The sequence below is a fragment of the Methylobacterium sp. Leaf104 genome, from assembly GCF_001422885.1.
GTDB lineage: Bacteria > Pseudomonadota > Alphaproteobacteria > Rhizobiales > Beijerinckiaceae > Methylobacterium.
This window is the reverse complement of record NZ_LMMZ01000034.1, coordinates 368816-391239: the sequence shown is the minus strand read 5'-3', so window position 1 is coordinate 391239 and position 22424 is coordinate 368816. Positions and strand designations below refer to the sequence as shown.

Annotated in this window: 21 protein-coding genes; 12 read left to right on the top strand and 9 right to left on the bottom strand. The window is 71.0% G+C overall.

Going from position 1 to position 22424, the window contains the following annotated elements; all coding sequences use genetic code 11:
• The first annotated feature begins 75 nt into the window (after window positions 1-75).
• Entirely contained in the window at window positions 76-771 is a 696-nt protein-coding gene (locus ASF49_RS17080) for an exopolysaccharide biosynthesis polyprenyl glycosylphosphotransferase (RefSeq protein ID WP_082511366.1), read from the top strand.
• Between the two features lie 247 nt (window positions 772-1018).
• Here the strand turns inward: ASF49_RS17080 and ASF49_RS17075 are convergent, their stop codons facing one another.
• A complete protein-coding gene (locus tag ASF49_RS17075; protein WP_056475492.1) occupies window positions 1019-1243 on the bottom strand; it encodes a hypothetical protein in 225 nt (74 codons plus the stop codon).
• Window positions 1244-1730: 487 nt separating this feature from the next.
• Between ASF49_RS17075 and ASF49_RS17070 the strand changes: the two genes are divergently transcribed.
• Window positions 1731-2024, top strand: a complete 294-nt coding sequence (locus ASF49_RS17070) for a hypothetical protein (protein WP_082511383.1) — start codon at window positions 1731-1733, stop codon at window positions 2022-2024.
• A 159-nt stretch (window positions 2025-2183) separates the two neighbouring features.
• A complete protein-coding gene (gene mutS, locus ASF49_RS17065) occupies window positions 2184-4937 on the top strand; it encodes a DNA mismatch repair protein MutS (RefSeq protein ID WP_056475487.1) in 2754 nt (917 codons plus the stop codon).
• A gap of 71 nt (window positions 4938-5008) precedes the next feature.
• Here the strand turns inward: mutS and ASF49_RS17060 are convergent, their stop codons facing one another.
• Together ASF49_RS17060 and ASF49_RS17055 are read right to left on the bottom strand one after the other, a co-directional pair.
• Entirely contained in the window at window positions 5009-5536 is a 528-nt protein-coding gene (locus tag ASF49_RS17060) for a retropepsin-like aspartic protease family protein (RefSeq protein WP_056475611.1), read from the bottom strand.
• Window positions 5537-5695: 159 nt separating this feature from the next.
• Entirely contained in the window at window positions 5696-6145 is a 450-nt protein-coding gene (locus tag ASF49_RS17055; RefSeq protein ID WP_056475484.1) for a MarR family winged helix-turn-helix transcriptional regulator, read from the bottom strand.
• Window positions 6146-6372: 227 nt separating this feature from the next.
• Here ASF49_RS17055 and ASF49_RS17050 point away from each other — a divergent pair, with 227 nt between their 5' ends.
• From ASF49_RS17050 to ASF49_RS17025, 6 genes are all read left to right on the top strand, one after another.
• Window positions 6373-6669, top strand: a complete 297-nt coding sequence (locus ASF49_RS17050; RefSeq protein ID WP_056475480.1) for a hypothetical protein — start codon at window positions 6373-6375, stop codon at window positions 6667-6669.
• Between the two features lie 152 nt (window positions 6670-6821).
• A complete protein-coding gene (locus ASF49_RS17045) occupies window positions 6822-7049 on the top strand; it encodes a hypothetical protein (protein ID WP_156653060.1) in 228 nt (75 codons plus the stop codon).
• A gap of 435 nt (window positions 7050-7484) precedes the next feature.
• A complete protein-coding gene (locus tag ASF49_RS17040; protein WP_056475477.1) occupies window positions 7485-8177 on the top strand; it encodes a 50S ribosomal protein L25/general stress protein Ctc in 693 nt (230 codons plus the stop codon).
• 126 nt (window positions 8178-8303) lie between these two features.
• Window positions 8304-8912: an aminoacyl-tRNA hydrolase gene (pth, locus tag ASF49_RS17035; protein ID WP_056475474.1), complete on the top strand. Its 609-nt coding sequence runs from the start codon at window positions 8304-8306 to the stop codon at window positions 8910-8912.
• 67 nt (window positions 8913-8979) lie between these two features.
• Window positions 8980-10077: a redox-regulated ATPase YchF gene (gene ychF / locus ASF49_RS17030; RefSeq protein WP_056475471.1), complete on the top strand. Its 1098-nt coding sequence runs from the start codon at window positions 8980-8982 to the stop codon at window positions 10075-10077.
• A gap of 84 nt (window positions 10078-10161) precedes the next feature.
• A complete protein-coding gene (locus ASF49_RS17025) occupies window positions 10162-11157 on the top strand; it encodes a MaoC family dehydratase (RefSeq protein WP_056475468.1) in 996 nt (331 codons plus the stop codon).
• Between the two features lie 4 nt (window positions 11158-11161).
• On the opposite strand, the gene mtnA is transcribed toward ASF49_RS17025, so the two are convergent.
• The 3 genes from mtnA to ASF49_RS17010 all read right to left on the bottom strand — a co-directional run bounded on the left by mtnA (window position 11162) and on the right by ASF49_RS17010 (window position 15255).
• Entirely contained in the window at window positions 11162-12259 is a 1098-nt protein-coding gene (mtnA, locus tag ASF49_RS17020) for an S-methyl-5-thioribose-1-phosphate isomerase (protein ID WP_056475465.1), read from the bottom strand.
• Window positions 12260-12377: 118 nt separating this feature from the next.
• Complete coding sequence (gene serA / locus ASF49_RS17015; RefSeq protein ID WP_056475461.1) at window positions 12378-13970, bottom strand: phosphoglycerate dehydrogenase; 1593 nt, start codon at window positions 13968-13970, stop codon at window positions 12378-12380.
• A gap of 106 nt (window positions 13971-14076) precedes the next feature.
• The gene (locus ASF49_RS17010; RefSeq protein WP_056475457.1) at window positions 14077-15255 is read right to left on the bottom strand and encodes a phosphoserine transaminase; all 1179 of its coding nucleotides are present in this window, start codon (window positions 15253-15255) and stop codon (window positions 14077-14079) included.
• Between the two features lie 326 nt (window positions 15256-15581).
• On the opposite strand from ASF49_RS17010, the gene ASF49_RS17005 reads away from it, so the two are divergent.
• On the top strand, window positions 15582-16538 hold the full coding sequence (locus tag ASF49_RS17005) for a helix-turn-helix domain-containing protein (protein ID WP_056475455.1): 957 nt from the start codon (window positions 15582-15584) through the stop codon (window positions 16536-16538).
• Window positions 16539-16611: 73 nt separating this feature from the next.
• Here the strand turns inward: ASF49_RS17005 and trmD are convergent, their stop codons facing one another.
• A complete protein-coding gene (trmD, locus tag ASF49_RS17000) occupies window positions 16612-17313 on the bottom strand; it encodes a tRNA (guanosine(37)-N1)-methyltransferase TrmD (RefSeq protein WP_056475452.1) in 702 nt (233 codons plus the stop codon).
• Window positions 17314-17384: 71 nt separating this feature from the next.
• On the opposite strand from trmD, the gene ASF49_RS16995 reads away from it, so the two are divergent.
• Entirely contained in the window at window positions 17385-18197 is an 813-nt protein-coding gene (locus ASF49_RS16995) for a class I SAM-dependent methyltransferase (RefSeq protein WP_082511364.1), read from the top strand.
• Between the two features lie 10 nt (window positions 18198-18207).
• On the opposite strand, the gene ASF49_RS16990 is transcribed toward ASF49_RS16995, so the two are convergent.
• Window positions 18208-19860, bottom strand: coding sequence for a sensor histidine kinase (locus ASF49_RS16990; RefSeq protein ID WP_056475449.1), 1653 nt, complete (start codon window positions 19858-19860; stop codon window positions 18208-18210).
• 289 nt (window positions 19861-20149) lie between these two features.
• On the opposite strand from ASF49_RS16990, the gene ASF49_RS16985 reads away from it, so the two are divergent.
• Window positions 20150-21706, top strand: coding sequence for a sensor domain-containing diguanylate cyclase (locus ASF49_RS16985; protein ID WP_056475445.1), 1557 nt, complete (start codon window positions 20150-20152; stop codon window positions 21704-21706).
• A gap of 21 nt (window positions 21707-21727) precedes the next feature.
• Here ASF49_RS16985 and rimM read toward each other — a convergent pair whose 3' ends face one another.
• The gene (rimM, locus tag ASF49_RS16980; protein ID WP_056475442.1) at window positions 21728-22414 is read right to left on the bottom strand and encodes a ribosome maturation factor RimM; all 687 of its coding nucleotides are present in this window, start codon (window positions 22412-22414) and stop codon (window positions 21728-21730) included.
• Window positions 22415-22424 lie beyond the last annotated feature (10 nt).

Genomic DNA, 22424 nt, shown 5'->3' with positions numbered 1-22424 from the left:
GGACGCCGAAACTTGCCGCGAATTGGGACAGATCTGCCCTGTTTCGCGTCAGCGCCTGCGGATGGATGGGAACCGATGTCTGCTTATCCTGAGGGCTCCGTCACGATGGACACGACCTCTGCCCGCACGAGCGTCTCCGTCGCCTCGGAGACCGTCGCCCTGGCCCGGCCGCGCCCGAACCTGGCGGCCCTGAGACACGCCCTCGATCCCACCCTGGCCGCCCTGGCCCTGGTCCTCCTGGCCCCCCTGCTGGTCCTCGTCGCCCTGCTGGTGCGCCTCGACAGCCGCGGCCCCGTCCTGTTCCGCCAGACCCGCACCGGCAAGGACGGGCGCGCCTTCCAGATCTACAAGTTCCGCACCATGCGCGTGCTGGACGACGGGGCGGTCGTGCACCAGGCCACCCGCGGCGACGCCCGCGTGACCCGGGTCGGCGCCCTCCTGCGCCGGACCAGCATCGACGAGCTGCCCCAGCTCCTCAACGTCCTCCAGGGCGACATGGCCCTGGTCGGTCCCCGGCCCCATGCCCTGGCCCACGACCTCTACTACGGCGCCGAGATCCCGACCTACCGCCAGCGCTTCGCCGTCAAGCCCGGCATCACCGGCTGGGCCCAGATCAACGGCTCGCGCGGGCCCACCCCCACCCTGGCCGACATGCAGCGCCGCGCCGCCCTCGACCTCTGGTACATCGAGAACCAGAGCCTGCGCCTCGACATCCAGATCCTCGTGCGCACCGTCCTGGCCGAAATCACGCGCCGAACCAACGCGTTCTGAGCGCTCGACCTCTGGTACATCGAGAACCAGAGCCTGCGCCTCGACATCCAGATCCTCGTGCGCACCGTCCTGGCCGAAATCACGCGCCGAACCAACGCGTTCTGAGCGAGGCGCCGGATTCCGGACGCGCCGGGTCACGTCCGCTGCGAGCGAAGCTTCGGCGCGTCGGAGTCCGACGAAAGCGTACCCTGCGATCCGCGCCGATCCGCGAGATCCCATCTGATGCGCGGCGCCGAAATCCGCGACCCTAGGAGGTCAGCGGATTGAAATGGTGGAAGACCCGGTGGCGATCCATCTCCAGGATCCCGTGGTCCCGCCGGATCGACCAGACGATCAGCCCCTTCTCCAGGAACTCCCCTGCCACGGCCAGCGCCTCCTCCTCGCCGCGCAGGGCGAGGTAGACGTGGGGCGTGATGTCCTCTTCCGTCAGACCGGGTTCGACGGGCTCGCTCCAGTGGACGGTCCAGGACATGGAGGTTTCCTTTCAGGGCATGATCCCGCCCCCCGACGGGCTGGGATCGCGGCGCATCGCCGGTGCGCCGGCGACGGCACGCGAGCGACGCTCATACAGAGCGTCCGGTGCCCGAGGCAATGAATGCGCCGGTCGCCGGCCGGTGCCGTGAGGCGGCCCGTCGCGCGATCGATCCATCCGAAGGGCACCGGTGACGGCATCGCGCCCGACCCTGGTTCGGGCCGGTCCAGCGAAGATTTCCGGCCGGCATCGCCGGCGGCAGGCAAGGTCCGGGTCCAGTCCCCGGCCTGATGGCTGTGCGCGGTCCCGCGCCGGAGGCCGACGTCTGTTCAGCCGGGCATGCGGCGTTCGATTTCCGATGTCTTTGCCATGTGCCGAGTCCCCGCGACTGAATCCAACCTGCTCCGGCTCCGAAATGGGAACGGATTCACGACCAGGAACTTGTTGGCTGGATGCGCAACCGGCGCGTCGAGGGAAGATGGAACTCATGACGAAACTTGCGATCGCTCTGGCCGCCAGCACCCTGCTCGGCGCCATCGGACTGACATCTGCGTCGGCCGCTCCCGTGATGCCGGCGCCTGCCGTCGCCGTGGCCGGTGACCAGGGCATCGATCAGGTGGCCTACCGCCGGCACCACCGTGGCATGCGCCACCATCGTCATCACCGCCGCATGCACCGCATGCCGCGCTCGCGCATGATGAGCGATCCGAACTCCCGCAACCCGTCGCAGCCCGGCTACCAGCAGCAGAAGGGCAACACCTCGGGCGGCCCGCGCTACTGATCGCCGTTCGAGGCCCTCGCGGCCCGGGTCGATCGGGGGCCGGCATGCCGGGCATGCCGGCCCCTTCCGCGTTCGGAGTGAGGCCTCGCAGATGTTTCTCCCCAGGCCAGACGCACCGCCGCGCTGATCCTCGAGCGGCCGCTCTGCTATGCTGGGGCCATGTCACAGCGTCCCGCCCGCTCCGTCGCCAAGACCGGTTCCGCCCCCTCGGACTACACCACTAGCGCTGCCGTCCTCGACACGGCCGGCGCCACGCCGATGATGGCGCAGTACATCGAGATCAAGGCCGCCAACACCGACTGCCTGCTGTTCTACCGGATGGGCGACTTCTATGAGCTGTTCTTCGAGGATGCGGAGATCGCCTCGCGCGCCCTCGGGATCGTGCTCACCAAGCGCGGCAAGCACGGGGGGGCCGACATCCCCATGTGCGGCGTTCCGGTGGACCGCGCCGACGACTATCTCAGCCGTCTCATCGCCCTCGGCCACCGCGTCGCCGTCTGCGCGCAGACGGAGGATCCGGCCGAGGCGAAGAAGCGGGGGCCGAAATCCGTCGTCCGGCGCGAGGTGGTCCGCCTCGTCACGCCCGGCACCATCACCGAGGATCGCCTCCTCGATCCTGCCCGCGCCAACGTCCTGCTGGCGATCGGCCGGCGCAAGGCCGGCGAGACCGCCTCCGTCTACGGACTGGCCGCGGTCGACATCTCCACCGGGCGCTTTTCCCTGAGCGAGGTCCCGGCGGCCGAACTGGGCTCGGCCATCGCCCGCCACGATCCGCGCGAGATCGTCCTGTCGGAGGCGATCCATGCCGACCCGGCCCTGGCGCGGCTCTGGCGCGAATGCCCGGCACCCGTGACGCCGCTGGCCCAGGGCGAACTCGAGCCGGCGGCGGCCGAGCGACGGATCAAGGCGCAGTTCGGCGTCACCACCCTGGAGGGCTTCGGGCAGTTCGGCCGGGCCGAGATCGCCGCCGCCGGGGCGGCCCTGCTCTACATCGAGCGCACGCAGATCGGTGCGCGCCCGACGCTCTCGCCGCCGACGCGGGAGAGCTCGGGGGCGACCCTCTCGATCGACGCATCCACCCGGGCCAATCTCGAACTGACCCGGACCCTCTCCGGCGAACGCCGGGGCAGCCTGCTGGACGCCATCGACCGGACCGTCTCGGCGGGTGGGGCGCGCCTCCTCGCCGAGCACCTCGCCGGCCCCCTGACCGACCTCGAAGCGATCCGCCACCGGCACGCGGCGGTGGAGTTCCTGGCCGACGACGCCGCCACCCGCGCGGCCTTCCGCGCCAGCCTGGCCCGGGCGCCGGACCTCGCCCGCGCCCTCTCGCGTCTCGCCCTCGGACGGGGTGGACCGCGCGACCTCGCGGCCCTGCGCGACGGGCTCGACGCGGCCCAGGACCTCGCGGAACGCTGCGCGGCCCTGGAACGCCTGCCGGAGGATCTCGTGGCCGCCGCGACCCGGCTGGCGGCGGTGGACCGCGCCCTGGTCGCGGAACTCCGTGCCGTCCTGGCCGACGACCTGCCCCTGAAGCGCCAGGACGGCGGCTTCGTGCGGGCGGGCTACGATGCCGAGATCGACGAGAGCCGTCTGCTCGGACAGGATTCGCGCAAGGTCATCGCCGCCCTACAGGCGCGCTACGCCGAGGAGACCGGCTGCCGCACCCTGCGGATCAAGCACAACAACATGCTCGGCTACTACATCGAGGTGCCGCAGGGGGTGGGCGAGGCCTGCCTCAAGGGCGTGATGCGCGAGACCTTCATCCATCGCCAGACCATGGTCGACGCGATGCGCTTCACCAGCGTCGAGCTCGGCCAGCTCGAGAGCCGGATCTCGGGCGCGACCGACCGGGCGCTCGCCCTGGAGGGCGCGGTGTTCGACGCTCTCGCGGGGCGGGTCCTGGCCCAGGCGAGCGCCGTCGCGGAGGTGGCGGAGGCGCTGGCCGGCCTCGACGTGGCCGCGTCCCATGCCGAGCTGGCCGTCGAGCGCGACTGGCGCCGGCCGGTGGTCGACGAGAGCTACGCCTTCGTGGTCGAGGGCGGGCGCCATCCGGTGGTGGAGGCGGCCCTGCGGCTGTCCGGGGCTCCCTTCATCGCCAACGATTGCGACCTGTCGGGGGAGGGGCGCGGGCGCATCCGCCTCGTCACGGGGCCGAACATGGGCGGCAAGTCGACCTTCCTGCGCCAGAATGCGCTGATCGCCGTCCTGGCGCAGATCGGCGCCTTCGTTCCCGCGACCCGCGTTCGACTCGGCCTCGTCGACCGGCTGTTCTCCCGCGTCGGGGCGGCCGACGACCTCGCACGCGGGCAATCGACCTTCATGGTGGAGATGGTCGAGACCGCCGCGATCCTGAATCAGGCGACCCGGCGCTCCCTCGTGATCCTCGACGAGATCGGTCGCGGCACCGCCACCTTCGACGGTCTCTCCATCGCCTGGGCCTGCCTGGAGCACCTTCACGAGCAGAACGGCTGCCGCGCCCTGTTCGCGACCCACTTCCACGAGCTCACCGCGCTCGGGCAGCGCCTGTCCCATCTCGACAACGCGACCTTGCGGGTGGCCGAGCACAAGGGCGAGGTCGTCTTCCTGCACGAGGTGGTGCCGGGCGTGGCCGAGCGCTCCTACGGGCTGCAGGTGGCACGGCTCGCAGGCCTGCCGGCCGGCGTCATCGCGCGGGCGGGATCGATCCTGAAGCATCTGGAGAAGGCCGAGCGCGACCGCCCGTCTCGCCCCCGCATCGACGACCTGCCGCTCTTTGCCAACCTCGCGCCGCCGCCGATGCCGGAGCCGGCCCCCGAGGCGCCCGACGACACCTTGCGGCTCGCCCTCGACGCCATCGATCCCGACGCGTTGACGCCGCGCGAGGCCCTGGAGGCCCTATACCGGCTCAAGGCCGTGGGCGGCCACGGCGGCTGAGGACGGCCTCGGTGGATCGGGGCCGGGGTCCCGTGGGCCGGCCGCCCGGCTCGATCGGACCGGTCCGGGTGTCATCCGCGCAGGGTGAGGCGGCCGCCATTCATGCTGAATTCGTTCAGGCGCTTCAGGAACGACATGCCGAGAAGGCTGGTGGAGAGCCGCCCGCGCGGCATCACCATGCCGTTGACGCCCTGGACGGTGATGGTGCCGATCCGCATCTCGGGTATCCGGATCGCCGCCGCCATGGCGACTCCGTTGGCGGTTTGGACCGGAACGCGGAAATCGCGTTCGCTCACCCGCAGCCCGGCGCGCTCGGCATCCTCGTAGGTGAAGGCGCAGGTCGTCGCCCCGGTATCGACCAGCATGCGCAGGCGCTGCCCGTCGATCGTGACGTCGGTGGAGAAGTGTCCCTGCGCATCGGCGAAGAGCGTCACGGTGCTCGGGCCGCTGCGGAGCGCTGAGGGCTGCGAACGCTCCGCCAGCGGCGTCGCCACCGCGGCCCGCTCTGGGGCCGGACGCTGGAATCGATCCGCCAGGCCGACAGCCCAGATCGCCGCCGCCGCCGTCACTCCGAGCGCCCACACGATCGGTCGCGTCATCGAATCCATCCCTCGCAGAGGCCGAAGGCTAGGGCGGGGAGGGTGAACGCGCCGTCGGCAGCGGACCGGATATCCGGCGCAAGCGCCGACGATCCGGTCCTATGGTTTCGAAGTCGCTGAGGAGTTCGATCGCATTGCCGGGGCGCGATCCCCTCGGCGTCAGGCGGAAAGGGCGGCGGCCGCGGATCGGAAGGTCTCCTGTCCGACGCCGGCGAGTCGCTTCCCGCAGGCCGCCTGGGCCGCCTGCCAAAGCGGGTAGGCCTCGCTGAGCAGGTGCCGACCCTCGTCCGTCAGCACGATGCGCCTGACGCGGCGATCATCCGCGTCGGGTCGGATCGCCAGGAGCCCGCGGCGCTCCAGCGGCTTCAGGTTCGCCGTGACGGTCGTCCGGTCGGAGGCCAGATGCTGCGCCAGGGCGGTGACGGTGGGCGCCTCGTCGCGCACCAGCATCATCAGCAGGGTGAACTGCCAGTTCGACAGACCCGTCGGCCGCAGGGCGGCATCGTATCGGCGCCCGATCGCGCGCGCCGCCCGCTGGGCCGCGAAGTTGAAACAGGCCTGCTCGACCGTGGCGGCGATGGCGGGCGTCAGATCGGGTGAACGCGCCACGCGGCGGCCTCCATCGGGTTGATACCAACCATATAGTCGATCGATCCGCGGTTGCGACTCGGGCGAGCCCTTCGGACGAACACCGCCCCAGAGGATTGATACCAACCTATGTGCGGCGCCGCACGGAATTCGGGTGAGTAACGTTTATATCAACGTTATCGCAATGAGCCGAGGCGCTCCGCCAGGACGGCGGACCGGATCCAAGGCTCACATCCCGGAGAAAGACCATGACCGTTCGCAGCACCCACGCCGCTGTTCTCGCCGCCGGCCTCGGCCTCGTCGCGGCGCACGCCAACGCCGCCGAGCCACGCACCTATCAGGCCTGGGGCCACACCTTCGTAGCGGCGGACCAGCATCCAGACGAGACCGTCCTGCCGACGGAGGGGGCCGGCGCCCGCGTTACGGCCGCCCCGGTGGCGCCGAAGCGTGCCTACACCTCCGGCGGCACCGTCGAGCCCATTCGCGTCGAAGCGAGCCGCACACTCAATGTCTGGGGCGCCCGGCTCGACGCCGCTGCACGCTGACCGACCCGACGCCCCGGCCCGGCCACTCGCGCACCATCATTGATCCAGTAGATATCGGATATTGAAAACATCTGTTTGAATGATGGTGCAGTGCAAATACATTGCGATCACCGAGCGCGGCACGCGCCCCCGGAACACCAAGGACCTTCATCATGACCCTCCATACCCTCATCCTCGCGACGCTCACGACGGCCAGCCTGGCCAACACCGCCCTGGCGGACGATCGCACCTTCCTCACCCCGCCGCTGTATCGGGAGCAGGCCCGCGTCACGGCCGCCGTGCGTCCCGCTTCCGAACTGACGACGACGCCCTCCCTGACCCCGCGCGCGCCCGCCACCCGGCGGAGCGTCGCCGAGACCGCCGACGCCTCCGTCCGCTGAGACGGCCGCCCCGTGTATCACGGCGGGCATCGTCCGACCCGCGCTCCAATGGGACGTCTCCCATTGGAGCGCTCGCGTCTCGAAAAGACCATCCGAATCATCCGATCCGCCGAGCGTTGAGTAGAGCCGGTGCGCTCGCCGCTCGCGCCGCTCGCGCCGCTCTCGTCGATCGGCATGCCGGGCCGCCACAGCCCGCGGGCGATCCCAGATGGGGGGCCGGGCCTGGGCGATGGCCTCGGGACGGCCGTTCGATCCGAAACCACCCGATCGAAAAGACACTTCGGTTGCGCCGCGCGACGCTTGCGGGTATAGGCCGCGCCAGCGCCCGCCAGACACCCTTGGAGGCACGGGCGCTTCGGGGATCGGGGCATGGCCGTCCGTTTCGGGCGGCCTTTCGCGTTTCCCCGGGATTTTCATTTTCAAAAGGATCACGCCATGAGCGCAGTCAAGACGCTTGAGGCCGTGGCACGCGACCGGGTCGGCAAGGGGGCCGCCCGGGCCGTTCGTCGCCAGGGTCAAGTTCCCGCCGTCATCTACGGAGGCGGTCAGGCCCCGCAATCCATCGCCGTCGACCTCGTCCGCGTCCGCACCCTGATCTACGCCGGTGGCTTCAAGACCACCCTGTTCGAGATCAATGCCGGCGGCAAGAAGACCCGCGCGATCCCGCGCGACTTCCATCTCGATCCGGTGTCGGGCGTGCCGATCCACGTCGATTTCCTGCGCGTCGTCGCCGGCCAGTCGATCACGGTCGAGGTTCCGGTGCATTTCCTGCACGAGGACGCGGCGCCCGGCATCAAGCAGAAGGGCGGCACGCTCAACGTCGTGCTCCACACGCTGGCCCTCGAGGTCGCGCCCGACGCGATCCCGGAAGCCATCGAGGTCGACCTCACGGGTCGCGAGATCGGCGATGCCATCCACATCACCGACGTGAAGCTGCCCTCCGGCGCCACCTTCACGGGTGAGCCCGACGCCACCGTCGCCAACATCGTGCCGCCGACCGTTCTCGGCGCCGAGGTCGAGGCCGAGGAGGCCGCGATCGCCGAGGCGCAGTCCGCCGAGGCCGCCGAGGAGAAGGCCGAGGAAGAGGCGTCCGAGGACGCTGCCGAGGACGAGAAGAAGGAGGATTGAGGCCGGGGCGCAAGCCCTGTCTCAGCCCATCCCTGCGGGTGCCCCGGCCATCAGGCTGGGGCATCTCCGTTTCCGGGGCCGCGCTCCGCGGTCCCTCGAAAACACCTGTCTGGATCGATTCGCGCCATGCGCCTGATCGTCGGCCTCGGCAATCCCGGCTCCCGCTACGCCAAGAACCGCCACAACATCGGCTTCCTCGCCGTGGACGAGATCGCGCGCGTGCACCGCGCCGGGCCGTGGCGCCGCAAGTTCCAGGGTGAGATCGCCGAGGTCGCTCTCGGCACCGAGCGGGCGATCCTGCTCAAGCCGCAAACCTTCATGAACGAATCCGGGCGCGCGGTGCAGGAAGCGCAGCGCTTCTACAAGATCGCCCTCGCCGACGTGATCGTGCTGCACGACGAACTCGACCTCGCTCCGGCGAAGCTGCGGGTGAAGACGGGCGGCGGCAATGCCGGCCATAACGGGCTGCGCTCGATCACGGCGCAATGCGGCAACGATTATCGCCGGGTCCGCCTCGGCATCGGCCATCCCGGGGACAAGGCCCTGGTGCACGCTTACGTGCTGAATGATTTCGGCAAGGGCGAGGAGGCCTGGGTCGACGACCTCTGCCGGGCCATCGCCGACCACGCGCCCCTGCTGGCGGGCGGCGAGGATGCGAGCTTCCAGAACAAGGTCCACCTCGCCCTGGCGGGGCGCGGCTGGGACGACGTCAAGCAGGTCAACGCGCGCGATTGACCGCGGCGGCCACATCGGATTTCACGCGGGCAGGCTTCCAGCGGACCCGCGAACGGACAGGTGACCCATGGGCTTCAAATGCGGCATCGTCGGCCTGCCGAACGTCGGCAAGTCGACCCTCTTCAATGCGCTGACGCAGACGGCGGCCGCACAGGCGGCGAATTACCCGTTCTGCACCATCGAGCCGAATGTCGGCGAGGTGGCGGTGCCGGACCCGCGCCTCGACGATCTCGCGAAGATCGCCGCGTCGAAGGAGATCATCCCGACCCGGCTCACCTTCGTGGACATCGCCGGCCTCGTGCGCGGCGCCTCGAAGGGGGAGGGCCTGGGGAACCAGTTCCTCGCCAACATCCGCGAGGTCGATGCCATCGCGCACGTGGTCCGCTGCTTCACCGACGGTGACGTGACTCACGTCGAGGGCAAGGTCGATCCGGCGGCCGACATCGAGACCATCGAGACCGAGTTGATGCTCGCGGACCTCGACAGCCTCGAGAAGCGCGTCATCGCCCTGGAGAAGAAGGCCAAGGGCGCGGACAAGGAAGCCAAGGAAACCCTCGACCTCGTCCAGCGCGCCCTGCCGCTGCTGCGCGAGGGCAAGCCCGCCCGCCTCGTGCAGCGCAAGCCCGAGGAGGAACGCCTGTTCCAGAGCCTCGGCCTGATGACGGCGAAACCGGTCCTCTACGTCTGCAACGTCGACGAGGGCGATGCCGACAAGGGCAACGCCTATTCGGAGGCGGTGATGGCCCGCGCCAAGGCGGAGGGTGCCAAGGCCGTGGTGGTCTCCGCCAAGATCGAGAGCGAGATCGCCGTGATGCCCCTGGCCGACCAGGGCGACTTCCTGGAGGCCGTCGGCCTCGCCGAGCCCGGCCTGAACCGCGTCATCCGGGCCGGCTACGAACTCCTCGGCCTCATCACCTACTTCACGGTCGGCCCGAAGGAAGCGCGCGCCTGGACCATCGAGAAGGGCACCCGGGCCCCGGCCGCCGCCGGCGTGATCCACACGGATTTCGAGAAGGGCTTCATCCGCGCCGAGACCATCGCCTTCAACGACTACACGAGCCTGAAGGGCGAGGCCGGCGCCAAGGAGGCCGGCAAGTTCCGCCTCGAGGGCAAGGAATACGTGGTGCAGGACGGCGACGTGCTGCATTTCCGCTTCGCCAACTGATCCGACGCAGGCGGGAACGGCCTCGCTCCCGCATCGCCGGGCCCTCCCGCGGCCCGTTGGTCCCCAGCGCCTGAAAGGACCCGCATGACCGGCATCGCCTTCGAGGACTTCACGCCCGGTACGGTGATCGAGGGTGGTCCGGTGACGGTGACGGAAGCCGAGATCGTCGCCTTCGCCCGGGAATTCGACCCGCAGCCGTTCCACCTCGATCCGGAGGCCGCCAAGGCAACCTTCGTCGGCCGGCTGATCGGCTCCGGCTGGCAGACCGCCGGGTTCGGGATGCGGCTGCTGCAGGAGCACGTCTTCCGCGGCGCGACCTCGATGGGCTCGCCCGGAATCAACGAGCTGCGCTGGCTCAGGCCGGTGCTGCCGGGCGATCGCCTCGGCATCTCGGTCCGGGTCGAGACCTGCCGGGTCTCGAACACCAAGCCGGACCGCGGCTTCGTCGGCTTCGCCATGACCGTCCTGAACGGCGACGGCGAGCGCGTGATGACGCAGATCTTCACGGTGATGTTCCCCCGCCGCGGCGCGGCGCCGCTGCCGCCGCGGGCGGTGTCTCGGCAGGAGGTCGTGCCGCCCGAGGAGTCCGACGACGTCGAGATGCTCCCCTTCCTCGAAGCGGCTCCCATCGGCGCCGTGCGGGACCTCGGCGCGCACCATTTCACGCCGGACGCCGTGACGGCCTTCGCGCGGGCCTACGATCCGCAGGCCTTCCACCTCGATCCCGAGGCCGCCCGCCACACCCATTTCGGCGCGCTCTGTGCCTCCGGCTGGCACACGGCCGCCGCCTGGATGAAGCGGCTCCACATCACCCGCGGCCGCGACGTCGCCCATACGGCGACGTCCGGTCCGGTCCCGCAGCTCGGCCCCTCGCCGGGCTTTCGCGACCTGCGCTGGCTCGCGCCGGTCTATGCCGGCGACAGCATCCGCTACAGCTGCGCCCTGATCGACAAGCGCGAGACCGCGTCGCGCCCGGGCTGGGGCCTCGCGACCCACCAGAACACCGGCGTGAACCAGCGCGGCGAAACGGTCTTCGCCTTCACCGGCTCGGTGTTCTGGCAATGGGCTCCCGAGGCCTGAGGCGTCAGGCGGCCCTGCGCCGCTCCGGATAGAGACTCAGCAGCCCCTCGGCATCGGCCGGGGCGACGCCGCGCTCGGTGATGATGCCGGTGACGAGCCGGGCCGGCGTCACGTCGAAGGCCGGGTTCGCCACGGGGCTTCCCGGCGAGACCACCTCGACCGTGGCGAAGCCGCCGTCGGCCAGGCGTCCGGTGAGATGGGTGACCTCGCGGCCGTCGCGCTCCTCGATCGGAATCTCGCGTACGCCGTCCTGCAGCGTCCAATCGATCGTCGAGAAGGGCAGGGCGGCGTAGAACGGCACCCGGTTGTCGCTGGCGGCCAACGCCTTCAGGTAGGTGCCGATCTTGTTGCAGACGTCGCCCGAGGCCGTGGTGCGGTCCGAGCCGACGATGCAGACGTCGATGGCGCCGTGCTGCATCAGATGCCCGCCGGCATTGTCGGCGATGACGGTGTGCGGGATGCCGTGGGCATTGAGCTCGAAGGCCGTCAGGGCCGCCCCCTGGTTGCGCGGGCGCGTCTCGTCCACGAAGACGTGGACCGGCACGCCGGCCTCGTGCGCCACGTAGATCGGAGCGAGGGCCGTGCCCCAATCCACGGTGGCGAGCCAGCCGGCGTTGCAGTGGGTCAGCACGTTGATCGCCCGGCCCTTCCGGCGATGAAGCTCGCCGAGGATCTGGGCGCCATGGACGCCGATGGCGTGGCAGCTCTCCACGTCCTCCTCCGCGATGCGCCCGGCTTCCGCGTAGGCGAAGGCGGGCCGCTCGGATTCCGGCACGGCGCGGAGCTTGGCGGCGACGCGGTCGAGGGCCCAGCGCAGGTTGATCGCGGTCGGGCGCGTGGCGGCCAGCGTCGCGACGGCCCGGTCGATCCCGGCCTCGGAGGCATCCGCGCGCAGGCCGAGGGCGAGCCCGTAGGCGGCGGTGACGCCGATGAGGGGCGCGCCGCGCACCACCATGGTGCGGATCGCCACGGCGGCCTCGTCCAGGGTCGAGAGCGCCTTCAGCTCGAAGGCGAAGGGCAGGCGGGTCTGGTCGATCACCGCCACGGAGGCGCCGTCCTCGGCGGGGAAGATGGTGCGGTAGGGCTTGCCGTCGATCTTCATGGGGCGGGTCCGGATGCTGGCGGGGCCGAGGCCCGAGGCCTCTTCGTCGGACCGCGTTTACGTCAGAATGCGCTTCGGAGGCCAGCTTGCGGCCCGGCGTTTCCGGAATCCGACCCCCTCAGAAGCGCAGGGGCCGCACGCGCTTCACCTGCGGGATCGCGGCGATCCGGGCCAGGACCGCGTCGCTCACCGGCGCGTCGACGGCGCAGAAGCAGATCGCGTTGCCGCCCTTGGCGTCGCGCCCGAGGCTGAAGGTCGCCACGTTGACGCCGGCCTCGCCCAGGACGCTGCCGAAGCGCCCGATGAAGCCCGGCTGGTCGCGGTTGCGCACGTAGAGCATGTGCTCGGCGAAGGCGGCGTCGATCGGGATCGAGCGGATCTCGATCATGCGCGGCTTGCCGTCGTGGAAGACCGTGCCGGCCGCATCGCGCGGCATGTCCTCCGCCTCGACGGTGATCCGGATCACCGATCCGAAATCGGGTGCCGCGCCGGCGCGGGTGACCTCCTCGACCATGATGCCGCGCTCGCGCGCCACCGCCGGAGCGGAGACCATGTTGATGCCCGACAGGACGGGGCGGAGCACCCCGGTGACGGCGGCCGCGGTGAGGGCGCGGATGTTCATCTCCGCCACCGCGCCCTCGTAGGTCACCCGGATGCCGCGGATCGGTGCGTCGGTGAGCTGGCCCAGGAACGAGCCGAGATTCTCGGCCAGTTCCACGAAAGGCCTCAGGCGCGGCGCCTCGTCGGCCGAGATCGACGGCATGTTGACCGCGTTGGCGACGGCGCCGCTTAGCAGGTAGTCGGCCATCTGGTCGGCGATCTGCAGGGCCACGTTCTCCTGCGCCTCGTTCGTCGAGGCCCCGAGATGCGGGGTGCAGACCACGTTCGGATGCCCGAAGAGCGGATTCTCGTAGGCCGGCTCGGTCGCGAAGACGTCGAAGGCGGCACCGCCGACCCGGCCGGATTCGAGGGCGGCACGCAGCGCGACCTCGTCGACGAGACCGCCGCGGGCGCAGTTGACGATGCGGACGCCCGGCTTCGCCCGAGCCAGGGCATCGGCCGAGAGGATGTTGCGGGTCCGCTCGGTCAGGGGGACGTGCAGGCTGATCAGGTCGGCCCGGGCCAGGAGCGCGTCGAGGTCGAGCTTCTCGACGCCGATCTCGGCGGCGCGCTCCGGCGTTAGGTACGGATCGTAGGCGATCACCTTGAGCTTCAGGCCGATGGCGCGGTCGGCGACGACGGCGCCGATGTTGCCGCAGCCGACGATGCCCAGAATTTTGCCCGTCAGCTCGGTGCCCATGAAGCGGGCCTTCTCCCAGCGGCCGGCCTGGGTCGAGGCATCGGCCTGCGGGATCTGCCGGGCGAGGGCGAACATCATCGCGATGGCGTGCTCGGCGGCGGTGATCGCGTTGCCGAAGGGCGTGTTCATCACGATGACGCCGCGGGCGGTGGCCGCCGCCACGTCGACGTTGTCGACGCCGATGCCGGCACGGCCGACGACCTTCAGGCGCCGGGCGCGGGCCAGCAGCTTGGCGGAGACCTTGGTGGTGGAGCGGATCGCGAGGCCGTCATAGGCCTCGATCAGAGCGGCGCAGGCATCGCGGTCCCGGCCGAGGTCGGGGCGGAAATCGACGTCGAGGCCGCGGTCGCGCAGGCGCTGCACGGCCGATTCGGAGAGAGGGTCGGAGATGAGCACCCTGGGAGCGGGCATGGAGGTGTCCGGCTCGGGCGCAGGCCGACGCGCGACGGGACCGGGAGAGGAGCCCGATTCCGTCGCGTGCGGAATACGCCGCGCGTTCGTCGAGGTCGCGCGGTTTTCAGGCCGCCCGGGCGAGCTTCGCCTTCTCGGCCGCGAAGGCCCAGTCGAGCCACGGGGTCAGGGCCTCGAGATCGGAAGCCTCGACGGTCCCGCCGCACCAGATCCGGATACCGGCCGGGGCGTCCCGGTAGGCACCGATGTCGAAGGCGACGCCCTCGCGGTCCAGGGCGTCGGCGATGCCCTTGGCGACCGCACCGACGACGGCGTCGCCCATCGCGAGGATGTCCGGGTCGGTGACGACGAGGCAGACGCCCGTGTTGCTGTAGGTGCCGGCATCGGCGGCGAGGTGGCCGATCCAGGGGGTGCGCGCCACCCAGTCGTGGATGACCTTCGCGTTGGCGTCGGCCCGGGCGTGGAGCGCCGGGAGGCCGCCGATGCGCGTCGCCCATTTCAGGGTGTCGAGGTAGTCCTCCACCGCGAGCATCGAGGGCGTGTTGATGGTGTCGCCCTTGAAGATGCCCTCGATCAGCTTGCCGTCCTTGGCCAGGCGGAAGACCTTCGGCACCGGCCAGGCCGGGACGTTGGATTCGATGCGGGCGACGGCGCGGGGGGAGAGCACGATCATGCCGTGCGCGGCCTCGCCGCCCATCACCTTCTGCCAGGAGAAGGTGACGGCATCGAGCTTGGACCAGTCCAGCGGCATCGCGAAGGCGGCCGAGGTGGCGTCGCAGATGGTGATGCCCTCGCGGTCGGCGGCGATCCAGTCGCCGTTCGGCACGCGCACGCCGGCGGCGGTGCCGTTCCAGGTGAAGATGACGTCGTTGTGCCGGGTGTCGACGGCCGAGAGGTCGGGCAGGACGCCGTACGCGCCGACATGCACGCGCGGCGCGATCTTGAGTTCCTTCAGGGCATCGGTGACCCATTCGAGGCCGAAGGCCTCCCAGGCGACGACCTCGACCGTCTTCGGCCCCAGCATCGACCACATCGCCATCTCGACGGCGCCGGTGTCGGAGGCCGGAACGATGCCGATCCGGTAATCGGCCGGCACCTGCAGCACCGTGCGGGTCAGGTCGATCGCCTCCTTCAGCTTGGCCTTGCCGACGGCGGAGCGGTGCGAGCGTCCGAGCGGCGCGCCGGCCAGGGCCTCCAGGCTCCAGCCCGGGCGCTTGGCGCAGGGGCCGGACGAGAAATTCGGCACGCGGGGGCGCGTGGCGGGTCGGTTGGTCACGTGCGTCATCCTTCCAGATGAGAGCTCCTCGTTGGGGAGGAGTGGCCCGGAGACGCCAATGGACCCGCGCCGTTCCGGACGCAAGCGCCCGGCGCCGCGGCGGGGATCAATCCGCACCCGCACGGGCGGTCGGACCTCCCTGCGCGAACGCGGACGATCCGGGCCGTGCGGGAGGAAACCGGGTGCGTTCCGGTCGATCCGCCGACTGACTCGGCAAAATGCACGACTTCCGAAAAGTTGATCGGGCACTTGGCTGCCGGACAGCCCGGTCCGGCTTGATCGTGGTCGGTGCCCATGTCCATCTGCACGAACAGGGACTTGAACCGATTGACCGGGTGTCGACGACCGTGATCTTCGCCCAGCGTCAGACGACCCGCGACGTCGAACCCGGTCGCAGCTTCGATTACTGGCGCAGTACGGCGCTGGCGCGCGTCGATGCCTCCAATACCGAAGATGTCCGGAGCTTCGCGGCCGAGCGACTGCTCGCCGTCTCGTCCCACGGCATGCTGATGCACACCCGGAGCAGCGGCGTACAGGTCGAGCGGAACGACCGGCATATCCGGGCGGACAATGTCGACGACGTCTGCGTCAGCCTGCTCGTGGCCGGCCGGGCGCATCACGAACAGGGGGCCTGCGGCGGCGTTCTCGAGTCGGGAGACCTTGGTTTCACCGCCCTCGACCGTCCCTTCGTGTCCGGTCTTCCGGGCGCCTACGAGGAAATCCGCCTGAGCTTTCCGCGCGCGGTCTTCGTCTCCCACATCGGAAGCGTCGGGAGCCGCGCCGGTCGGATGGTCCGGGGCGGCGGTCCCTTGTCCGACCTGCTCGCCAGCTACCTGACGTCGTTCGCCGGTTCGATCGAGCGCATGTCCGAAGCCGAGACGGCCCATGGTTTTGGTGCCGTGCTGCATCTCCTCAGGGGGGTCGTCGATCCCGAGACCGGTTTGCCGGACGACGCAGCCTCGACCGTCGGTCTTCGCTCCCTGGCCGGCGCGTATATCGAACGCCGGCTCCACGATCCCGGCCTGACGCCGGACGAGGTCCGGGTGACGCTGAAGGTCTCCCGGACCCGCCTGTACGAGGCGTTCCTCGCCGATGGCGGCATCGCGGCGGCGATCCGGGACGCGCGGCTCGACCGGGCGCGCCGCCGCCTGTCCGCTCCAGGCGGCCACGGCAGGACCATCACGGACATCATGCTGTCCTGCGGCTATCGCGATCCGTCGCTCTTCAGCCGCGCCTTCAAGAGCCGGTTCGGCCTGCCGCCGCGGGACTACCGCGAGACGGCGCGTCTCTGAACGGTCTCCGCGAGCCATCCCGCATGGAACCGTCCGGGCCGGCTCCCAGCGCGAGATCCCCGCCCGCGTCGGTTCAGCCCTCGGGCGGGCGCAGCAGGTCGGGCCGGCGCTCCCGGGTCAGGCGCAGGGCCTCGGCCCGGCGCCACCGCGCGATGGCGCCGTGGTTGCCGCCGGTGAGCACGTCGGGGATCGCGCGGCCTTCCCAGTCCCGCGGCCGGGTGTAGTGCGGGTATTCGAGCTGGCCGGCCTCGAAGCTCTCCTCCTCGCCGGAGGCGACCTTGCCCATGACGCCGGGCAGGAGGCGCACGCAGGCGTCGAGCACCACCAGCGCGGCGACCTCGCCCCCGGAGAGGATGTAGTCGCCGATCGACACCTCCTCGAGGCCGCGCCCGGCGATCACCCGCTCGTCGACGCCCTCGAAGCGGCCGCAGACGATGAGCACGCCGGGTCCCCCGCTGAGCGCCCGCACGCGAGCCTGCGTCAGGGGACGGCCGCGCGGGCTCATGAGGAGCCGGGGCCGGGGATCGTCCGGCGCGGCCGCCGCGTCGATGGCCGCGGCGAGGACGTCGCAGCGCAGCACCATGCCGGCGCCGCCGCCGGCGGGGGGGTCGTCCACCGCGCGGTGGCGCCCGAGACCGTGCTCGCGGATATCGCGGGCCTCCAGATTCCAGGTGCCCCGCGCCAGCGCCTCTCCGGACAGGGACACCCCGAGCGGTCCCGGGAACATCGCGGGGTAGAGCGTGAGGACGGTGGCGTTCCAGGGGCTGAGGGTCATGGCGCTTGATGGCGCGCGGAGGCGCGCGCGGTCAACGTGGCACCGAAGCGGCGGCAACGGGTTGTCCTGCCATGGCCGCTTCCCGCTCCCTCCGTGACCGTGCCGTCGTTCCGCTCCTGCGGACCGTCACCGTCTCCCTCGCGCTGACGGGTTCGGCGCTGCTCCAGCCGGTCCGCGCGGCCGAACCCCTGGCCCCGGCGGGCACGCCCGCCTCCGCCTTTCCCAGGCCCGACCGGCCGGTGGCCGAGATCGTCGCGCCCCTCTGGGCCTCGGAGAAGCAGCGTGATTCGGTCGACGAGGTCGGGCAGGTGGTCCGCCTGATGGGCATCGCGGCCGGCCAGAGCGTCGCCGATATCGGGGCCGGCAGCGGCTACTACACGGTGCGGCTGGCCGAGCGCGTCGGCCCGCAGGGCCACGTCTACGCCGAGGACGTGACGCCCCGCTACCTGGCGGGGCTGGAGGCGCGCATCGCCAGGAGCGCGCTGACCAACGTTACGGTGGTGCGCGGCGAGCCGCACGACCCGCGCCTGCCGGCCGCCTCGCTCGATGCGGCGGTGCTGGTCCACATGTACCACGAGATCGCCCAGCCCTTCGGACTGCTCCACAACCTGGCGCCGATGATGAAGCCGGGGGGCAAGGTGGGCATCGTCGACGCGGACGACGTGCCCTCGCGCCACGGAACGCCGCCCGCGCTCCTCGCCTGCGAGCTCTCCGCTGCCGGATACCGGCAGACCGGCGTCACGGTGCTCGACGGCGGCGTCGGCTACCTCGCGATCTTCGAAGCGCCCACGGCGGCGGACCGGCCGGACCCGCGCACGATCCGTCCCTGCCGGGACGACGCCACCCGGCGGGCGAAGGACGGACCCGGCAGCCCGCCGCGATGACGGGCGCGGCTCACTCCTCCGCCTCGATGCCGCGCAGCGGCGCCGTGAGTTCGCAGACCAGCCCCACTGACTCGTAGGTCGTGCGGACGCTGCCGCCGACGGCACCCGCGAGGCCGCGCTCGATCAGCCGGCTCCCGAATCCGCGGCGCTTGGGCGGGGCGACCGCGGGTCCTCCGCGTTCCCGCCACGACAGGGTCAGCATCGACTCGGGGCCGTCGGCCTCCACGGTCCAGGTGACCGCGACGGTCCCCTCCGGGCAGGAGAGGGCGCCGTACTTGGCCGCATTCGTCGCGAGTTCGTGGACCATCAGGGCGAGGGACAGGGCGGCCTTCGAGCCGACCTGGACGAAGGGTCCGGCGAGACGCAGGCGTTCCGATCCGGCATCGTCGTGGATCTCGAGCGCCCCGCGGATCACCGCCTCGATGCTCGCGCTCTCGCGCGTGCCGTTGAGGAGCAGGTCGTGGGCCTTGCTCATCGCGAAGAGCCGGTCGGCCAGGACGTCCCGGGCCGTGTCCAGGTCGGGAGCGTTGCGGAGCGTCTGGGTGGCGATGGCCTGGACCATGGCCAGCATGTTCTTCATGCGGTGGCTGAGTTCGCGGTTCAGGACCGCCTGCTGTTCCTCGGCCCGCAGGCGCGCGATGCCGACCTGGACGCGATCCGCGACGTTGCGGACGAAGGCGACCTCCTCGGGGTGCCAGGCGCGCGGCGCCGTGCTGTGGACGAAGAACAGCCCGACGCTTCGGCCGCGCTCGCGCACCGGCACGTTGAGCAGGGCGCCGACATCGATCCGGGCGAGGCGGGCGGCTGTCTCCGCGGTCCGTGGATCGTCCGCCACGGCGTCGACGACGAGGGTTTCCCCGCGCGCGAGGTCGGGACCGAGGGTGTCCTGATTCACGAAGGGATGCCGCCCGACGAGACTGGCCGTGCCGGCGGTCGTCCAGTCGCGGTGGACGGTGATGTGCTCGCCGGCCGCATCGAGTTCGCCGTAGCCGGTCCGATCGGCGTCGAGGGTCCGGCCGACGATCTCGGCCGCCCGCTGGGTCATGGCGGGAACGGAGGCCTCGTTGCGCAGGAAGTCCCCGAGTTCGATCAGCGCGGCGCGCCGGAGCGAGGCCGCCCGGGCGTAGATTTCCTCGGCCTTGACCAGGGCGATCTGCCGGCGCTCATGGATGAGGGTCGTCACCTGGCGCGCGAGGCGCCGCAGACCATCGGCCTGATCGTCGGTCAGCCCGTCCGGGCGCGGCTGATGATCGAGCACGCACAGGCTGCCGAGCACCTGGCCGCTCCGCATCCGCAGGGGCGCGCCGGCATAGAAGCGGATATGCGGTTCACCCGTGACGAGCGGATTCCGACTGGTTCGCGGATCGTCCGCCAGGTCCGGAATCACCAAGAGGTCGGCCTCGCTCAGGGCATAGACGCAGACCGAGGCGTTGAGATCGGTCTCGCAGGGCGGGAACCCGGTGCGGGCCTTGAACCACTGGCGGTCCTCGTCCACGAGGCTGATCAGGGCGACCGGGGACCCGCACAGCAGGCGACACAGTTGCACGACGTCGTCGAAGGCCTGTTCAGGCGCGGTGTCGAGGATGTCGAGAGCCCTGAGCTCAGCAAGCCGCGCGGGATCGGCTGTATCTGGCCTGATACCCTGCTCGAGGTGGTAGCTCATGGGGGAACTTTCCCGGCGGCCAGTCGTTGTAACGGCCATTTTCGTTCATGTCACTTAGTTCGAACGGGTCGGCCTGCTCGCGTCGAGGACGCCGCGCTGCCCCACGGACCGCGTCCTCGACCTCCCGAGACCATTGATCCTGACGGGCGCGGCCGCGCGACGATGCGGAGCCGGCGTCGGGTTCCATGACGCCGCGTCCGCTCCGGCGACGTCCGACCATGCAACCTCCGATTAGGACTTGCCATGGCATGTGGGGCAATGCTCGCGAACGGAGGTGGGATGGTCGTCGATGCGGATGCTGGTTGATCTCGCGCACCGGCTGCGCTCGTCGCAGACCTGGATCGGGCTGGGCATCCTGGCACCACTCGGGTTGCTCGCGATCTCGGGGCTGATGCTGCTCGACCTGCGCGCGGATGCCTGGGAGAAGGCGACCCAGACCTCGCGCAATCTGCTCCAGGTGATCGAGCGCGACATCGCCCGCAACATCGAGATCATCGACCTGTCGCTGCGCGGGGTCGCCGACAACCTGACGGCACCGGGATTTGCGGCGGCCAGCCCCGCCCTACAGCAACTCATCCTCTTCGACCGGGCCGTGCTGGCGCGGGACATGGGCGTGATCCTCGTGGTGGACGAGACCGGCAGGACCGTCTTCGACGCCAAGGGCATCCCGGCCCGTCCCCTGAACAACGCGGACCGGAGCTACTTCCGGGTCCACCGCGATCGGCCCGATGTCGCGCTCTTCATCAGTGAGCCGGTGGTGTCGCGCCTCCTCGGCGTGCCGGTCATCGTCCTCAGCCGCCGGATCAACGGGCCCGACGGCCGCTTCGGCGGCGTGGTCCAGGCCTCCCTGAAGCTCACCTATTTCAGCCGGCTCTTCGCCAACATCGCCCTCGGGACCAAGGGGGCGATCAACCTCTACCTCGCGGACGGACGGCGCCTGATGCGCCACCCCGCCGTCGATGAGGAGATCGGCGTCAGCGTCGCGTCCGCGCCGACCTTCCAGCGCTTCGTGCAGGAGGGCGCCGGCACCTTCGTCGGCACCTCGGTCCGCGGCGACGAGAACCGGCACCACGCCTTCACGCGGATCGGCGACCTGCCGCTGATCCTGGACGTCGCCCTGGCCGCCGAGGAGATCGAGGCGGAATGGCGCGCCAAGGCGCTGGTGATCGGCAGCGCCGTACTGAGCCTGTGCGGCCTGTGCGCCGGCCTCTCGCTGCTGTTCGGGCGCGAGCTCCGGCACCGGAGCCGGATCGAGGCGGAACTGGCGCGCCTCTCGCTGACCGATGCGCTGACGGGCCTTCCGAACCGGCGCCGCTTCGAGGAGGCCCTGGCGGAGCGCGAAAGGTCCGGCCTGCCGCCCGACCAGCCCTTGTCGCTGCTCGTGATCGATGCGGACCACTTCAAGGCGGTGAACGACCGCCACGGCCACGTCGGCGACGAGGTCCTGAAGGGGCTGGCGCATTGCCTGATGGCGAGCGCGCGACGCCCGGGCGACCTCGTGTGCCGCGTCGGCGGAGAGGAGTTCGTGCTGCTGCTCGCCGCCGACCTGGCGGCCGCCCGTCGCGTCGCCGACCGGATCCATGCCGAAATCCGGCGCTTCGGCCTTCCCGGCGCCGGCATCCCCGCCGGCTCGCTGACGGTGAGCATCGGGCTGGCGAGCACGTCCCCGGGCCGCGACGGACCGCGGGCGGTCATGGACCTCTACCGCGACGCCGATGCGGCGCTCTACGCGGCGAAGGCGGACGGCCGAAACCGGACGTATATCGGCCGGACGTCGCGGGAATCGTCGGCCGCCGGGGATCGGGCGCCGGCCTGGGGCGCGGCATCCGGGACCGGTTCCGCCTGAGGGCCGGCCGCGATCGGGCTCTCAGGCGGGCTCGTCGGGCGGGCGCGGCTGGGCCGGCGCGAACAGGTCGTCCGGGGGATCGACCACGACGCGGCCACCGGCGACGTCGAGCTCCGGAACGAAGGCCTTGGTGAAGGGCAGGAGGGCGGTGGTACCGCCGAGGGCCGGCTTGATCTCCAGGAGATCGCCGCCGCCGTAATTCGGCACGTCCGCGACGGTGCCGAGGAGCGCGCCTTGCGTGTCGACCACCGCGAGACCGACGAGGTCGGCGGTGAAGAATTCGTCCGCGTCCGCCACGGTGCCGAGGCGCTCGCGCGGGAGGAACAGGGCGAGGCGGTTCAGCCCCTCCGCGCCGGTGCGGTCGGTCACGCCCTTCACCCGAACGACCAGGAGGTCGGGGGAGGCGCCGCCGGCCTGGCGGATGTCGGTGATCTCGATGCGGCGCCCGTCGGCGCCGATCAGCGGCCCGTAGGAGGCGATCGCCTGCGGGTCGCCGGTGTAGGATTTCAGCCGGACCTCGCCGTTGAGCCCGTGCGCCCGCCCGAATTCGCCCATCTGGACGAGGCTCGGGTCGGTGGGCGGCAGGGGCGCGTCGGCGTCGGGCTTCGGCCGGCGGGCCGAGGTGGCCGCATCGCTGCCGATGCGGCCGGGGCGCGCACGGCGGCCACCGTCACCGTGGGATGAAGAGCCTCCGGGACGGCGGGCCATGCGCGGACGC

What these genes read in the sequence shown, in the direction of transcription:
- ASF49_RS17080 (WP_082511366.1), top strand. Translation starts at nt 76, where the DNA reads ATGTCTGCTTATCCTGAGGGCTCCGTCACGATGGACACGACCTCTGCC.
- ASF49_RS17075 (WP_056475492.1), bottom strand. Translation starts at nt 1,243, where the DNA reads ATGTCCTGGACCGTCCACTGGAGCGAGCCCGTCGAACCCGGTCTGACG.
- ASF49_RS17070 (WP_082511383.1), top strand. Translation starts at nt 1,731, where the DNA reads ATGACGAAACTTGCGATCGCTCTGGCCGCCAGCACCCTGCTCGGCGCC.
- mutS (WP_056475487.1), top strand. Translation starts at nt 2,184, where the DNA reads ATGTCACAGCGTCCCGCCCGCTCCGTCGCCAAGACCGGTTCCGCCCCC.
- ASF49_RS17060 (WP_056475611.1), bottom strand. Translation starts at nt 5,536, where the DNA reads ATGACGCGACCGATCGTGTGGGCGCTCGGAGTGACGGCGGCGGCGGCG.
- ASF49_RS17050 (WP_056475480.1), top strand. Translation starts at nt 6,373, where the DNA reads ATGACCGTTCGCAGCACCCACGCCGCTGTTCTCGCCGCCGGCCTCGGC.
- ASF49_RS17045 (WP_156653060.1), top strand. Translation starts at nt 6,822, where the DNA reads ATGACCCTCCATACCCTCATCCTCGCGACGCTCACGACGGCCAGCCTG.
- ASF49_RS17040 (WP_056475477.1), top strand. Translation starts at nt 7,485, where the DNA reads ATGAGCGCAGTCAAGACGCTTGAGGCCGTGGCACGCGACCGGGTCGGC.
- pth (WP_056475474.1), top strand. Translation starts at nt 8,304, where the DNA reads ATGCGCCTGATCGTCGGCCTCGGCAATCCCGGCTCCCGCTACGCCAAG.
- ychF (WP_056475471.1), top strand. Translation starts at nt 8,980, where the DNA reads ATGGGCTTCAAATGCGGCATCGTCGGCCTGCCGAACGTCGGCAAGTCG.
- ASF49_RS17025 (WP_056475468.1), top strand. Translation starts at nt 10,162, where the DNA reads ATGACCGGCATCGCCTTCGAGGACTTCACGCCCGGTACGGTGATCGAG.
- mtnA (WP_056475465.1), bottom strand. Translation starts at nt 12,259, where the DNA reads ATGAAGATCGACGGCAAGCCCTACCGCACCATCTTCCCCGCCGAGGAC.
- serA (WP_056475461.1), bottom strand. Translation starts at nt 13,970, where the DNA reads ATGCCCGCTCCCAGGGTGCTCATCTCCGACCCTCTCTCCGAATCGGCC.
- ASF49_RS17010 (WP_056475457.1), bottom strand. Translation starts at nt 15,255, where the DNA reads ATGACGCACGTGACCAACCGACCCGCCACGCGCCCCCGCGTGCCGAAT.
- trmD (WP_056475452.1), bottom strand. Translation starts at nt 17,313, where the DNA reads ATGACCCTCAGCCCCTGGAACGCCACCGTCCTCACGCTCTACCCCGCG.
- ASF49_RS16995 (WP_082511364.1), top strand. Translation starts at nt 17,385, where the DNA reads ATGGCCGCTTCCCGCTCCCTCCGTGACCGTGCCGTCGTTCCGCTCCTG.
- ASF49_RS16990 (WP_056475449.1), bottom strand. Translation starts at nt 19,860, where the DNA reads ATGAGCTACCACCTCGAGCAGGGTATCAGGCCAGATACAGCCGATCCC.
- ASF49_RS16985 (WP_056475445.1), top strand. Translation starts at nt 20,150, where the DNA reads ATGCGGATGCTGGTTGATCTCGCGCACCGGCTGCGCTCGTCGCAGACC.
- rimM (WP_056475442.1), bottom strand. Translation starts at nt 22,414, where the DNA reads ATGGCCCGCCGTCCCGGAGGCTCTTCATCCCACGGTGACGGTGGCCGC.